The organism is Allorhizobium pseudoryzae (assembly GCF_011046245.1).
Taxonomy (GTDB): domain Bacteria; phylum Pseudomonadota; class Alphaproteobacteria; order Rhizobiales; family Rhizobiaceae; genus Neorhizobium; species Neorhizobium pseudoryzae.
In genome coordinates this window covers 282,565-296,536 of the sequence record NZ_CP049244.1, presented here as the reverse complement: position 1 = coordinate 296,536, position 13,972 = coordinate 282,565, and the positions used below count along the sequence as shown (strand labels likewise).

Below are 13,972 nucleotides of genomic sequence, written 5' to 3'. Positions count from 1 at the left end.
CCGGCGATGCGTATCTACCTTCTCGCCATGCTGGCGGCAGCGCTGGCTTCCCCAATCGCTGCAGAGGTTCCATGCGGCGCAAGTACCGGCTGTCCGATTCCGGGCGGAGAATATCGCATTGCCTTTCCCGCGGACGGCGACGTGAGAGGTGCCTTCGTCTATTTTCACGGATGGAAGGGATCGGCGGATCTGCAAATGGAGCAGCGGCCCCTGGTCGCCATGACGCTTGCTCATCACCTCGCTTATGTGGCGGTCGATGGCATCGAGGGAGGATGGTCCTTTCCCGGCAGTCCGACCGTCCGGCGGGATGAAAGGCGCTTTATCGGAGCCCTGTTCGATGATCTGAGGCAGCGGTATCATTTTACGCCGGACAGGATCGTCATCGGCGGGTTTTCGATCGGCGCGTCGATGGCTTGGTATACTGCATGCCAACAGGGTGAAAAGGCGGCCGGAATGGTGACGTTCTCCGGTGTGTTCTGGAACCCGTTACCAAAGCCCTCCGACTGCGTGTCCGAAATCCCGCCAATGGTGCACTTTCACGGTCGCGCCGACACCACATTCCCCCTGGAAGGGCGGGCCATCGGCGACCATTTTCATCAAGGGGACGCCTTCAAAAGCCTTGCCATCATGCGCCAGCGGGCACGATGCGATGTGACGGAGACCAGACAGATTGTCGTGGGCGGTATCGTCTGTGACGATGTTCCCGATTGCCTTCGCGGTGACAGCATCATGTGTCTTCACAACCGCGGCCACGAGGCGCGCGCGGGGTGGCTCGACGCTGGCCTTGCCGTTCTGGGCTTCCCGAAATAGCCACTCCCCGCCGCTTCATGAGTTGCTTCCGCAGCCTGTAACAAACTGTCATCCCCAGACGTATCGGACAAGAGTGGAAGTGCTCCCACGCAGTTTTCAATCGGTCCGGCCCCATTGTGGCGCCGGTGCCCAACAGGAGCAAAGCGATGCTGAATTCGGTTGTCACGCCCAACAGGGGACATCCCGTCGTCTACTACTTTGCGTCAGGTGCTGCCGTATGGGGGCAGGCAATCACCCCGAGCATTGCGCATCTGGTGCAAACCCAACGGCGGATTGCTATCGATTATGCGCGCATCGCGCCGGGGATCGTTTTTCAGGTTGTGTCCGGTCAGGTGATGACACCCCACGTCATCGACCAATCAACCTTCCGGTTCCATGCCGACGCCGCAACACTTCGCCAGGCGATGAGCAGCCCCGAGGCAACGCCGGATGCAGTGCTTCGATGCGAGGTCGGGGATGCCTGCGTTCTCAAGCTGTGGGGCCGTGTTGCGAAGGACGAACAGGCGCCCCCATGGGACCCGCAGTCCCACGATGGCGCCGCCATGACGGTTCCGATCATCTTTACGGTGACGTTCTGGGAGATTGCGCCGTCTTCGGAAGCGCAGATCCGCAACCTGACCCGGGAAGTCGCAGAAAAAGACCGATTGATCCGAGAGCTCACCGGGAAGGTGGCGCTCGCCATGTGTTCCCAATAGGTCCGGTTTCCTGGTCTGCCCGCACAAACGCTTGATCGTGATGGATGTAACCTTTCCCCTGGCCACGGCGAAATAGGTGGGTGGTGATTATCCCGGAAAAGGATCGAAAAATGACCGGCTTGTTACGAAAACTACTCCCGCTTGCCTCTGCTCTGACGCTCTCCCTGGCTGCCAACGCGTTTGCGGAAGAAATCTTCGCGACCAAAGGGGTCGCGATCAATGGTTATGATCCCGTCGCCTATTTCACCGATCACAAGCCGGTAAAAGGCTCGGACAAATATACAGCAAACTATAAGGGAGCCACCTTCCATTTCGCATCGGCGGCCCATCGGGACGCATTCATCGCCGATCCGGCGCATTTCGCGCCACAATATGGCGGCTACTGTGCGTACGGGACCGCTCAGGGACACAAGGCCCCGACCGAACCCCAGGCGTTCACCGTGGTGGGGAACAAGCTCTACCTCAATTACGACGACAGCGTCCTTAAGGCCTGGCGAGAGGATGTGCCCGGCAATATCGCGAAGGCCGATGCGAACTGGGATACGGTCAAATTGCAGCCGGAGCCGTGATCCTGGCCTGCCTCTCCGGCAAAAGCCCATCCGCCGCGCGGATGGGCATCCCGTCAGACCCAAGTGACCGGGTGGATCATGATCGCCTTGCCTCGCATCGCCGGAATGTCCCTCATTGGCCTTCATGACAACGACAGCCGCTGTGTCGGCATCCGAAACTCCCCTGGTGTGCAAGCTCTGCGTCGGACGGGGAGGCGCTGGCCAGTTGCATCTGCACTGGCAGATGCAACGCGGATATTATCTCCATCGGCAATATCGTTCCGCGCGAACTCTTGATGGTCACGCTGTGCCCGTTACGACCCTGCCTGGCACGCAAAAGGACGTCGAGAATTTTGGCGTCCGCTGGGGACAAGGAGAGGATCTGCCGGCATGTATCTCCTTGTAAAGACTGTTCATGTTTTTGCCGTCGTTCTGACGATCGGCGGCGTTTTGTTGCTCGCCATGACGTTGAGAACCATCCATCCCCGGATTGATGAACGATCCCGCCACGTCGTTGAGAGCGTCCTGAGGTGGGATATCGTCGTAACCACACCGGCCCTGGCGGTCGTCTGGTTGGCGGGCTTCACCATGGCGTTCGGGGCGGGATGGGATACGTCGATATGGCTTCTGCTGAAGATGATACCTGTTGTCTTCCTGACGGGGCTCCACACCATCGGGGCTGACATGCTTCGCCGCGCGCTCCGCGGACAGGTGAAGTTGCCGGCGTTGGTGCGGCACGCACCGGTCGCCACGCTCGTCGCATTCGCCGCGATTGCGTGGCTGGCCGTCGTGAAACCTTTCTAGAGCTTGAACAGAAGCGGAGGTTGTGACCAATCAACCCCAGGTGCCGGTTGGTTCTAGTCCGTAACGGCAGACAGGATCGGGCCGCCGTTCGGGCGTTGGACGAGGACTGCGGTCTTCAAGCCATGTTCCGAGGCCGGCAAGGTGAAAGACGCACGCCGGCCATTCCACATTCCCAAGCGGTCAAGACGGCGAACCACATGCGTATGCGGCAGTGTGCTGCCGCGATTTTCACCGCGCGCCACCGGAACCGCTTCAATGGCAGGATCATAGCGAATGAGCCAGACATCGGCCGGAAGTGTTGTCTCCGACCAACCGACCTGCACTGTCCCTCCGCGCAGCGCCAGGCTTGGCCCGTTCAGCGGTTGAGCCGCGGCAAGAAGCGCTTCAACATCGTCGAGCCGGTTGCCGACGGTGGTGGCGAGTCCATTCACCACCATCTGCGGGGTATAAGGACCGGGTTGGTTGAGAGCCGGCTCATAGGTGATCTGCCGTTGGGTGAATTCCGGCTTTCCGAAGGTGTCCTTCCAGCCGAGATAGTCCCAGTAGGTCACCGAAAAACTGAGCGCCAGAACATCCGGCCGCCGGCTGATTTTGCCAAGATTGGCATTGGCCGGCGGACAGGACGAGCAGCCCTGACTGGTGAACAGTTCGACGACGGTCAGTGACCGATCTGCCGCATGAGCAGGCATTGCCATCCCCACGACGACAGAGAAGGCAAAGGCCGCTTTCTGAATTTCATTGACATGAGCCATGGCACGCTCCCGAAAAGGATCATCACACCCTGGTGGATCCAAGGTGACACAGTGAATTCGTTGAGACATGCGGGAATGTTACGGTGTCACAGCTTCGTGAGCCTGCGACGATTATCAATACGCTCTGTAACAATGGTAGAGGCGCGTGCGAACCAAGGGCTCAACACAAATAATCCCTGGAGTTCCCATGCGCTTGCCTCGACTTATCCGTCTCGCCATCGCCGTAGCCTTGAGCTTTACCGCGCCGTATCCGGCGCTCGCCGATGACGTGTCCTTCGCGGCCAAAGATGGGGTGCAGATCCACGCAGATCTTCGCAAGCCGATCGGGACCAGCCGAGGCACGATCCTCCTGTTCCACATGGCCGGATCGAACAAAAGCGAATATGAACCTCTCGCGCCGCTCCTCAACAAGGCGGGGTTCGGGACCCTTGCCGTCGATCAACGTTCGGGCGGCGACCTGTGGGGGGCCGTGAACGAAACGGCTGCGAATTCCCGGACAAGCCACACCTACGCGGACGCCCTACCTGATCTTGAGGCAGCCCTGGGTTACGCGACAGCACATACCAGCGCTCCCATTGCTGTGTGGGGATCGAGCTATTCGTCGGCGCTCGTGTTTGTCGTTGCGGCACACCATCCGGAGGTCAAAGCGCTCCTGGCATTTTCGCCGGCCGAATATATCAGCGGCTACTCGATCCAGGAAGAAGCATCCCGTTTGACGATTCCGGTCTTTATCACCTCTGCACCGGACGCCGAGGAAGTGATGAGTGCGATGGCCTTGGCGAAAGCTGTGCCAAACGGTCTGGCGCAACAATATGTGCCAAGGCACGGCGTCCATGGTTCCTCCAGCCTTCGACATGACGCCAATCCCGTGGGCGCCGCGGAAAACTGGAGGCACGTCCTGGCTTTTCTGGATAAGGCCATGCCGCGCTCCTGAGCCATTTCCGCTCAGTGCAAGGCAATGTCGAAGCCGTAAAAGGCATGCAAAAATGGGTCAGCCGACTGCACCAGTTCGGCGCGCGCAAGCTGCTCAACTCCCATCCAGGAGAAGACGATCCTATGGCCCCCGATCTCGCCTTTTCAGCGAGACCGGGGATTTTGAATTCAGAGGACGCTAACGTTCTCAGCCTTCGACTTGCCTGTCTTCCGGTCTTGGCCCACGTCGTAGCTGACCTTCTGGCCATCGGTCAGCGAAGCGCCGAAGCCTACAGCCGAGATGTGGACGAACACATCCGGTCCACCATTGTCCGGGGTGATGAAGCCGAAGCCCTTGTCCTGAGCGAAAAACTTTACGGTACCAGTTGCCATCTTTATCCTCTTTGATTCGAAGCGCCGAAAAGCAATAGCGATCCGACAAGCGCCCAGCAAGGCATGTTTGGTCCGTGGCCCTGGGAAGACGCAGGTTGAGGGCGTCGCTTAACGTCCCCATGACGTTTGAGAGTGTAGTTCGATCCCAACTGCAAGCCGTTCGTCAACGCAACTGTGTTTGTCGCCCAGTCGCTGTTTAACGGATAACGGAGCGTCAGTTTGCCGCTCGATGGCAGCAGCTGTGAGCGTTGGCGGCTTCCTGACCTATGCATAATCTTCGCCTGCAGCCGGGAATATTGCCCAATGACGCGGTCTGAACGATACCGATGTCTTCAGTGCGGCTGGGTTGTCGAGGGCAATGTCGACCTCGACACGAAGACGCCCACCGCCGAGTTCAAGCTCCACTCGGCGTGAGCCGGCAAGCCTTCGGCTGCCGATGACCACGCCGCTCAGGCAGCCGCCGCAGCCATCGACGAAATCCACATCGTGCGGACGGAAGAAGAGAGAGCCCCGTCCGGCCTGTTCGCTCTTGAGGCCGGTCGGCCGGTCGTCAAGCCAGACGACGCCGTTCTCCACGCGGACGGGAAGTTCGGATGCCTCGCCGATAAAGCGGTGCACGAAGGGCGATCCCGGCCGATCATAGACATCATCGGCGGAGCCGATCTGTTCGATCCTGCCCTGGCTCATCACGACCACCCGGTCGGCCAGCTCCAGTGCCTCTTCCTGGTCATGGGTGACGAAGACGGTCGTGTGTCCGGTCCGGTCGTGGAACTCGCGCAGCCATTTTCGCAATTCCTTGCGCACTTTGGCATCGAGCGCGCCGAACGGCTCGTCGAGCAGCAGCACGCGCGGCTCGATTGCCATGGCGCGGGCAAGGGCCACGCGCTGACGCTGGCCGCCGGACAACTGGTTGGGATAGCGCTTTTCCAGACCGGTGAGTTGCACCATGTCCAGAAGCTCTGCGACCCGCTGGCGTGTTTCCGCCTTGGAGGGACGCGTCGCGGCAGGCCTTACCCTCAGCCCGAACCCGATGTTTTCCGCCACCGTCATATGACGAAACAGCGCATAATGTTGAAAGACGAAGCCGATGTTCCGCTCCTGAACGCTTTTGTGCGAGGCATCCTCGCCGCCGAACAGGATCTGCCCCTCGGTCGGCTGATCCAGACCCGCAATCAGCCGCAGAAGAGTCGTCTTGCCGGAGCCGGACGGCCCGAGCAGCGCAATCAGTTCACCGGACCGGATATCGAGCGAGACATCGTTCAATGCCGGGAAGCGGGCGAATTCCTTGGTCACATGGGAAACGGAAACATCCATGATGTTTTCAGGCCTTTCAGTGTCGGCGACCGCCGGCATTGCCGGCGCCGAAGCGGATTTCCAGAAGGGTCTTGAGGACAAGCGTGACCAGCGCCAAGGCGGCCAGCAGCGAGGCGACGGCGAAGGCGGCGGCCATGTTGTATTCGTTGTAGAGGATCTCGACATGCAGCGGCATGGTGTTGGTCAGCCCGCGGATATGACCCGAGACCACCGAGACCGCGCCGAACTCGCCCATGGCGCGGGCATTGCAGAGCAATACGCCATACAGCAGGCCCCATTTGATATTGGGCAGTGTCACGTACCAAAAGGTCTGCCAGCCGGATGCGCCGAGCGAGAGCGCCGCCTCCTCGTCACCGGTGCCTTGGTCCTGCATCAGGGGGATCAGTTCACGCGCGACGAAGGGGAAGGTGACGAAGACGGTGGCAAGCACGATGCCCGGCACGGCAAACAGGATTTCGATCCCGTAGCTCTTCAGCATCGGGCCAAGCACGCTTTGGCTGCCGAACAGCAAGACATAGACGAGACCGGAAATCACCGGTGAGATCGAAAACGGCAGATCGATCAGCGTGATCAGGAAGGCCTTCCCCCTGAACTCGAACTTGGCGATGGCCCAGGCGGCGGCGAGACCGAAGACGAGGTTGAAAGGCACAGCTATGGCGGCGACCGTGAGAGTGAGCCGGATGGCCGCAGCCGCATCCGGCTCGACCAGCGCCTCCGCGTAACGTTCGACGCCGTTACGGAAGGCTTCGACGAAGACGGTGATCAGCGGCAGAAACAGGAAGAATGCGAGGAAGGCGCCGCCGATGCCGATCAGCACCAGCTTGGTCAGCGGTGTCTCGTCGGTGGGGTTGCGGAAAGCGCGCGTGCGCGATGGGCGCTCAGCCATGTCCATATCTCCCACGGCTCCAGGCCTGGATCAGGTTGATGACGAGCAGCATGGCAAAGGAGATCGCCAGCATCATCGTCGCGATGGCGGTCGCGCCGGCATAGTTGAACTCCTCCAGGCGAATGACGATCAGAAGCGGTGCGATCTCGGAGACATACGGAATATTCCCGGCGATGAAGACGACGGAGCCGTATTCCCCGACGCCACGGGCGAAGGCCAGCGCGAAGCCGGTCAGGATCGCTGGCGTCAGGCTGGGCAGGAGCACCTTGAAAATGGTCTGGAAGCGGTTGGCGCCAAGCGTCGCCGCCGCCTCTTCCACCTCGCGGTCGATCTCCTCCATCACCGGCTGCACGGTGCGCACCACGAAGGGCAGGCCGATGAAGATCAGGGCGATGGTGATGCCGATCGGCGTATAAGCGATGCGGATGCCGAACGACGTGAACCAGGAGCCGATCCAGCCTTGCGGCGCATAGAGCGCGCTGAGCGCAATGCCGGCGACCGCTGTCGGCAGCGCAAAGGGCAGATCAACCATCGAATCGATGAGCCGGCGCCCCGGAAATTCATAGCGGACCAGCACCCAGCAGATCAGCACGCCGAAGACGGCATTGATGACCGCTGCGATCAAAGCCGTGCCGAAGCTGATCTTCAGCGCCGCGAGCGTGCGGACGTCGGTGAGGATGGCCAGGAACTCGGCGCCGGACAGCGAACTGGCGCGCCAGACGAGACCCGCCAGCGGAATGAGGATGATGAGCGAGAGGTAGGCGACTGAAAAACCGAGCGTCAACCCGAAGCCCGGGATGATGCTCGGCTCTTTCATTCGCCACCGCTTCGATGCGGTTGCGGATGTCATTCGCAGCGGACTCCCTAGCGCGCGGGCTTGTAGATCTGGTCGAAGATGCCGCCATCGCCGAAGTGCTCGGGCTGCGCCTTCTTCCAGCCGCCAAAGAGCGGATCGTCGATCGTCACCAGCTTGATGTCCGGCAGGGCCTTCAGCAGCTCGGGTTTGACCACGTCACGCTTGGCCGGGCGGTAAAAATGCTTGGCGGCAAGGTTCTGTCCCTCACTGGAGTACAAATACTGCAGGTAGGCTTCCGCCACCTTGCGCGTGCCCTTGGCGTCGACATTGGCATCCACCACTGCGACCGGCGGCTCCGCGAGAATGGAAATCGGTGGCACGACGATCTCGAAGGCGTCCTTGCCGAACTCCTCGCCGGCCAGATAGGCCTCGTTCTCCCAGGCGAGCAGGACATCGCCGATCTGGCGCTGCGCGAAGGTGACGGTGGAGCCGCGCGCGCCGCTGTCCAGCACCGGGGCGCGCTTGTAAAGGTCGGCGATGTAGGCCTTGATCTTGTCCTGGTCGCCCTTGAATTCTTCGTTCGCCCAGGCCCAAGCGGCAAGGTAGTTCCAGCGCGCACCGCCGGAGGTTTTTGGATTGGGGGTGACGATCTGGACGTCACCCTTCACCAGGTCACCCCAATTGTGGATGTTCTTCGGGTTTCCCTTGCGAACGAGGAAGACGATGGTGGAGGTATAGGGCGAGGAATTGTCAGGCAGGCGCCCGCGCCAATCCGCCTTGATCTTGCCACCGTTCTGGACGATCGCATTGATGTCGCTTTCCAGCGCCAGCGTCACGACATCGGCTTCAAGCCCGTCGATGACCGAGCGCGCCTGCTTGCCGGAGCCGCCATGCGATTGCTGGATGGTAACGGTCTCACCGGTTTCGGCCTTGTAATGTTTTGCAAAGGCCGCGTTGAAATCCTTGTAGAATTCGCGGGTCGGGTCGTAGGAAACGTTGAGCAGTGTCGTATCGGCCATGACCTGGGGCGCCACCAGCAGGGATGCAAGCACGCCGGCTGCGGCAAGACCGAACAATCGTATGGATCTGGACATGAGGCTTCCTCCGTTGACTGCGATCAGACTACTAGCGCAGTAGACTAAGTCAACGCGGCTTCTTTCGACGGGAAAAGTGTTTCCCTTCGCGTCTGCCGGAGAGAACGGGAGCCATCAGCAGGCTGGCTGGGCCGCAATGTGCACGTCGTGAAGCCGGCGATTGGCGCATAAAACATTCGGGCGAGCGACCGGCTTGATCCGAAAATCTCGGAGTATCGTCTCACCAGTAAAGCAACAGAACGCTGCCGGCGACGAGGAAGCTGGCAAGCGAGACCGGCCATCCGAGCTTCAGGAAGTCCCTGAAACGGTAATGGCCGAGCCCATAGGCCAGCGTGTTGTTGTGGTGGCCGAAGGGGGTGAGGAAGTCGCAGGAGGCTCCGACGGCAACTGCCATGACGAGCATCTGCGGCGAAAGCTGCGTGGCATGCCCAATCTCGATGGCGATCGGCGCCAGGATGGTCACGGTCGTTGCATTGTTGACGAAGGGCGTGATGGCCATGGCGGTCGCAAGCAGTGCAAAGACCGCGACGGGCGCAAAGGTGAGGGGCAGGTGATCTGCCAGCGCTGATGCAATGGCAGCCGCAGCGCCCGTGGTGCCCACGGCCTCGCCCAAGGGGAGCATTGCGCTGAGAATAACGAGGATCGGCCAGTTGAGGGTGCGAAGGGCCGATCGGATGTCGAGCTTGCCGGTCAGGCAGAGAAAGGCCACGACCCCGCCAAGTGCCACTTCGGGTGCGACGAGGCCGCAGGCGACCGCCACCACTCCCACTGCGAATACCGCAAGCGGTATGACACCGACGACGGTCGTGCCGGAATTGGGCTTCTCCGCAACTTCGACCAGGTCATGATAGGCAATGAAAGCCCCGATCGCGGCTTCATCACCTTCGAGAAGCAGGATGCTGCCGACCCTGAGGGCCACTTCCTCGAAAGGCCCGTCATAACGCACCTGTTCGCCTTCGACCTGCAGGATCTCCACGCCCGTGTTGTCCGTCAGGTTCTGCGCGGCGATGGAGGAGCCGGCCAGAAGGCTGTGTGGCATCACGATCGCGCTGAGGCGCCGTCGTTCGCCGGTGTGTGCCCGGCGCCAGTAGGAGACGGCTCCTGCTGCAAGCGCGCGGTCGAGCGCCTTCGGCTCTGCGTCCACCAGCAGTCGGTCCGATGCATCTATGGTGGTATCCGGCCGGAGCGGAAAGATCCGTTTCCCGTCGCGGATGATATTGTGGATGCGCCCACCAAGCCGCGTCTGAAGGGTGGCGACCGACGGAGGCGGCAGTTCGGAGACGGATATCCGCAGTTCCGTCGTGACTCGGGAGAGGCTCTGGGTGTCCCCGTCCGTTTCGGAGTCGCCTTCGTCCATCAGCGTGCGCGGCAACCAGAAAGCCATAGCGAGCAATCCGGCTGCGGTGGCGAGAATGCCGACCGGTGCAAAGTCCAGCAGGGCAAAACCCTGCATCCCGGCGCGCTGCAAGAAGGTGCTGGCAATGAGGTTGGGTGGCGTGCCGATCGAGGTCCACAGCCCGCCCAGCAATGTGGCATAGGAGAGCGGGAGGAAGATCCAGCGCACGGGCACCCGTCCTCGCGCCATCAGGGAAAAGCAGGCCGGCAGCATCAGGGAGAACGCCGCGATGTTGTTCATCACGCTCGACAGGACGGCGGCGATGACGCAAAGCACCAAGATCTGCATGCGAGGGTCGATGAACCGACGGCCCAAGACGTCTCCGATCCGGTCGAAGACATGGCTTCGCGCCAGCGCATGGACGATCAGCAGCACTTCAAGGACGGTGATGACCGCGGGGTTGGTGAGACCCGAGAAGATGCGATGGACTGGAACAAGCCCCAGCACAACGCCCGCAACCAGCCCGGCGATCGCCACGTTCTCGGCGCGGAATCGGTCGCTTGCGAAGGCGGCAAGCAGACCCGCGAGCAGGATGATGATCAGGATCTGGCTGGGCGTCACACCTGAACTCATCTCGTCGTGGAACCGGTCAGGGTCACAATAGACGAGCACCGCGGCATCGGCATCCAGAACTTTTTCCCGCGCCGGGCGTTTTGGAGTGGAAAATGTCTACTAAAGAAGTAGACTGAATCATTCTGTGTTGCAGTCCAGGCTCGCCGGAAGGGCCTGGCCGAAGGCGAAGTTTCACATCGTTCCAACGGGAGATGGTGATATGCACGGCAGCAAGACATCCGACAATACGCTCGCCTGGGCGACCTTCCTGGCTTCCTACCTGCTCATCGTTCTGATGATTTCCGTGCCGATCGGCCGGCAACCGGACTCCCCGGGACCGAGGCACGTGGCCGCCGCGTCTGACCGCATGAAATAGCAGGGCCCCAAACACGTCAACCGATAGGGTGAAAGGAGTGCCACGATGCGAGGATTCACTGGTCGTGAGCGAAGCGGACGGTTATATGGAGGGACAAGATTCTGTCTTGAAACTCTCCGAGAGGAAGTTCCATTCCATGCTGTCGATGAAGGGCAAGTACGGGCTGAAAGCGCTCACCCACCTTGCCGGACTGCCTCCAGGCGTGATGGCGCAATCGGTCGAGATTGCCGAAAAACACGCGATTTCGAAGAAATTCCTCGACGCCATTCTCGCGGACCTGCGCCACAGCGGTTTCGTGCAGACCCGCAAGGGGCGCGGCGGCGGTTACTGCCTGACGCGGTCTCCCGACGTCATCATGGTGGGGCATGTCCTCAGGGTCCTGGATGGCCCCCTGGCGCCGATCCATTGCGCCAGCCGGACGGCCTACCAACGCTGCCACGACTGTGCGGACGAAAACGCCTGTGCCGTGCGGCTGACCATGCTGGAGGTGCGCGAAGCGATCGCCGCCGTGCTGGACAACAAGTCTCTCACCGCCATGCGGCAGATGGTGGAGGACGAAAAGGCGGACCTGGAAACGGCAGCACTTTCCGCCTCCTGACGGGACTTGGCCCTCTCGCAACCCGGGAGATGGCATCATGACGCTGCATGTCGCCATTATCGGCGGTGGCGCCAGCGGAACGCTGACCGCCGCACACCTGCTTCAGCGGCGGGTGAACCCCCAGAGATTGCGGATCACCATCGTGGAGGCGCGGCAGGATGTCGGATGCGGCGTCGCCTATTCGACGGTTCAGGCCTGCCACCTGCTCAACACGCGCGTTCACAACATGAGCGCCTTCCCCGACGATCCCACGCATTTCAGCCGATGGCTGGAGGGGCAGGGTTTTGGCCCGGGCCGGGATATGGATTTCGTGCCGCGCAAGACCTACGGGCGGTATCTCGCCGACCTGCTGGGACCGGCGGCAGAGGGCGGCTTGGTGCCGCGCCTGCAGATCCTGGACCAGGAATGTGTGGCGTTGCGGGTTCACGACCATGGCGTCGAGGTTGGCCTGGCGGATGGCAGCGTGCTGCCAGCGCATTTTGCCATTCTCGCAACCGGCATCTGCCGCGACGATCAGAAGGCCTCGGGATTGGAGGACCCGTGGTCGCGTCCATCCGATGCTGATCCGGCGTCTCCTGTGGTTCTGGTCGGCACGGGGCTGACCATGGTCGACATGGTCCTGTCTCTCCTCAACGCGGGCCAGTCTGCGCCGATCTACGCGATCTCTAGGCGGGGTCTCCTGCCGCAACCACACAGGCCAACGAAACCACTGAAGCTGTCAACTGCCGACATTCCCATGGGATCGAGCGCCGGTTACCTGCTGCAATGGCTGCGAACCACAATTCGGGCGCATGAGGCCGCAGGAGGAGACTGGCGCGATGTCATGGACGGGTTGCGACCGCATACACAACTCCTGTGGCGACACCTTCCCCCTGACAGTCGGCAAAGATTTCTCCGGCAAGGTTCGAGCCTCTGGGAGACGCATCGTCATCGCATGCCGCCCTCGTCAGCCGCCCGCATGGAGGAGGCTCGGGCCGCCGGTCTTCTCCGCATCGTCAAGGGTCACTTCCAGGGGGCCGAGCGACACGTCTCCGGCACAAGCGTCACCTATAGGCCATCCGGGGAGAAGTCTCTTGCACGTCTGGAGGGCGCCTATGCCATTGATTGCCGTGGATTTCGGCGCCTGTCACTCCCGACACCGAACCGGCTGCTGCAGTCGCTGGTGGATCAGGGGCTCGGCCGTCTCGATCCCTTAAGCCTCGGCCTGGACTTCGACCAGAATGACGCGCTGATCGACCGAGACGGCCGGAGTGCGCGCCGGATCTTCGGCGTTGGACCCATCACGCGAGCCACGCACTTCGAGATCACCGCCGTGCCCGACATTCGCGTTCAGGCGGCCTGCCTGGCCGAGCGGCTGATCGGCACGCCGGGGCTTTCGGCGACGCACACGGCCTAAACCGATAGACTGAAAACGGAGGTGATCTCATGTCCAAACTCGACATTCTCGGACTTGCCGGCAGCTTCAGCGTTCCGTCCAAAACACGGCGTCTCGTGGAGGAGGCTGTTTCCCGAACGGCGGCGCGCTTCGGCGGGCGCTCCAAGGTGATCGATCTTTCCCAGCTGCCACCCGGCTTCGCTCTCGCCCGCCAGATCCAGGATTTGACGGGTACGGCACGTGATGCGGTTCAACACATTGCCGAAGCGCGTGCGCTCGTCATCGCGACGCCCGTCCACAAGGGCAGTTACCCCGGACTCTTCAAGCATCTTTTTGACCTGCTTGATCCGATGATCCTGGCTGGCAAACCCGTTCTGCTGGCAGCCACCGGCGGAGGCGACAAGCACGCCCTTGTCATCGAGCATCACCTGCGGCCGCTCTTCGGCTTCTTCGAGGCACAGACGCTGGCCACCGGCGTCTACGCCTGCGAGCGCGACTTCGCTGGAGACGAAATCATCTCGCCCGCCCTGATCAGCCGCCTCGACCGCGCTGTCGGGCAGTTCGAGCCCTATCTGCGCAGGGGTGAGATCAGTCCTCAGCTTCCCACCCGGATCGACCGTTGGCGCGGAACGGATAGGCCTGTCGCGGCCAATTCCTGACCGCTTGCGCAC

General features: G+C 61.5%; 16 protein-coding genes. 9 read left to right on the top strand and 7 right to left on the bottom strand.

Annotated elements, in window-relative coordinates:
• The first annotated feature begins 6 nt into the window (after window positions 1–6).
• The 4 genes from G6N78_RS20340 (at window position 7) to G6N78_RS20325 (ending at window position 2,857) form a co-directional block, all read left to right on the top strand.
• Window positions 7–810 (top strand): CE1 family esterase, encoded by an 804-nt coding sequence (locus G6N78_RS20340; RefSeq protein WP_165225278.1) that lies wholly within the window; start codon window positions 7–9, stop codon window positions 808–810.
• Window positions 811–956: 146 nt separating this feature from the next.
• Window positions 957–1,505 (top strand): hypothetical protein, encoded by a 549-nt coding sequence (locus G6N78_RS20335; protein ID WP_165223158.1) that lies wholly within the window; start codon window positions 957–959, stop codon window positions 1,503–1,505.
• A 110-nt stretch (window positions 1,506–1,615) separates the two neighbouring features.
• Window positions 1,616–2,074, top strand: a complete 459-nt coding sequence (locus G6N78_RS20330) for a YHS domain-containing (seleno)protein (RefSeq protein ID WP_165223155.1) — start codon at window positions 1,616–1,618, stop codon at window positions 2,072–2,074.
• A 369-nt stretch (window positions 2,075–2,443) separates the two neighbouring features.
• On the top strand, window positions 2,444–2,857 hold the full coding sequence (locus G6N78_RS20325; protein ID WP_165223152.1) for a CopD family protein: 414 nt from the start codon (window positions 2,444–2,446) through the stop codon (window positions 2,855–2,857).
• A gap of 53 nt (window positions 2,858–2,910) precedes the next feature.
• On the opposite strand, the gene G6N78_RS20320 is transcribed toward G6N78_RS20325, so the two are convergent.
• Window positions 2,911–3,609, bottom strand: a complete 699-nt coding sequence (locus tag G6N78_RS20320; RefSeq protein ID WP_165223149.1) for a DUF1223 domain-containing protein — start codon at window positions 3,607–3,609, stop codon at window positions 2,911–2,913.
• Window positions 3,610–3,796: 187 nt separating this feature from the next.
• Here G6N78_RS20320 and G6N78_RS20315 point away from each other — a divergent pair, with 187 nt between their 5' ends.
• Window positions 3,797–4,543, top strand: a complete 747-nt coding sequence (locus G6N78_RS20315; protein WP_165223146.1) for an alpha/beta hydrolase — start codon at window positions 3,797–3,799, stop codon at window positions 4,541–4,543.
• Between the two features lie 167 nt (window positions 4,544–4,710).
• Here G6N78_RS20315 and G6N78_RS20310 read toward each other — a convergent pair whose 3' ends face one another.
• The 6 genes from G6N78_RS20310 to G6N78_RS20285 form a co-directional block, all read right to left on the bottom strand.
• Entirely contained in the window at window positions 4,711–4,914 is a 204-nt protein-coding gene (locus tag G6N78_RS20310; protein WP_148171087.1) for a cold-shock protein, read from the bottom strand.
• Between the two features lie 264 nt (window positions 4,915–5,178).
• Window positions 5,179–6,228, bottom strand: a complete 1,050-nt coding sequence (locus tag G6N78_RS20305; RefSeq protein ID WP_165223143.1) for a sulfate/molybdate ABC transporter ATP-binding protein — start codon at window positions 6,226–6,228, stop codon at window positions 5,179–5,181.
• 16 nt (window positions 6,229–6,244) lie between these two features.
• On the bottom strand, window positions 6,245–7,114 hold the full coding sequence (gene cysW / locus G6N78_RS20300) for a sulfate ABC transporter permease subunit CysW (protein WP_165223140.1): 870 nt from the start codon (window positions 7,112–7,114) through the stop codon (window positions 6,245–6,247).
• The gene (gene cysT / locus G6N78_RS20295) at window positions 7,107–7,964 is read right to left on the bottom strand and encodes a sulfate ABC transporter permease subunit CysT (RefSeq protein ID WP_165223137.1); all 858 of its coding nucleotides are present in this window, start codon (window positions 7,962–7,964) and stop codon (window positions 7,107–7,109) included. The genes cysW and cysT overlap by 8 nt, the downstream gene beginning before the upstream one ends.
• A gap of 14 nt (window positions 7,965–7,978) precedes the next feature.
• Window positions 7,979–8,929 (bottom strand): sulfate ABC transporter substrate-binding protein, encoded by a 951-nt coding sequence (locus tag G6N78_RS20290; protein ID WP_234906110.1) that lies wholly within the window; start codon window positions 8,927–8,929, stop codon window positions 7,979–7,981.
• A 295-nt stretch (window positions 8,930–9,224) separates the two neighbouring features.
• Window positions 9,225–10,961 carry an SLC13 family permease gene (locus tag G6N78_RS20285; protein WP_165223131.1) on the bottom strand — a complete coding sequence of 579 codons (1,737 nt, stop codon included), beginning with the start codon at window positions 10,959–10,961 and terminating at the stop codon, window positions 9,225–9,227.
• A gap of 211 nt (window positions 10,962–11,172) precedes the next feature.
• Between G6N78_RS20285 and G6N78_RS20280 the strand changes: the two genes are divergently transcribed.
• From G6N78_RS20280 to G6N78_RS20265, 4 genes are all read left to right on the top strand, one after another.
• Entirely contained in the window at window positions 11,173–11,328 is a 156-nt protein-coding gene (locus tag G6N78_RS20280) for a hypothetical protein (RefSeq protein ID WP_165223128.1), read from the top strand.
• A 136-nt stretch (window positions 11,329–11,464) separates the two neighbouring features.
• Window positions 11,465–11,926 carry an RrF2 family transcriptional regulator gene (locus tag G6N78_RS20275; RefSeq protein WP_165223126.1) on the top strand — a complete coding sequence of 154 codons (462 nt, stop codon included), beginning with the start codon at window positions 11,465–11,467 and terminating at the stop codon, window positions 11,924–11,926.
• A gap of 37 nt (window positions 11,927–11,963) precedes the next feature.
• Window positions 11,964–13,322, top strand: a complete 1,359-nt coding sequence (locus G6N78_RS20270) for an FAD/NAD(P)-binding protein (protein WP_165223123.1) — start codon at window positions 11,964–11,966, stop codon at window positions 13,320–13,322.
• A 29-nt stretch (window positions 13,323–13,351) separates the two neighbouring features.
• Window positions 13,352–13,960: an NAD(P)H-dependent oxidoreductase gene (locus G6N78_RS20265; RefSeq protein ID WP_165223121.1), complete on the top strand. Its 609-nt coding sequence runs from the start codon at window positions 13,352–13,354 to the stop codon at window positions 13,958–13,960.
• The last annotated feature ends 12 nt before the right edge of the window (window positions 13,961–13,972 follow it).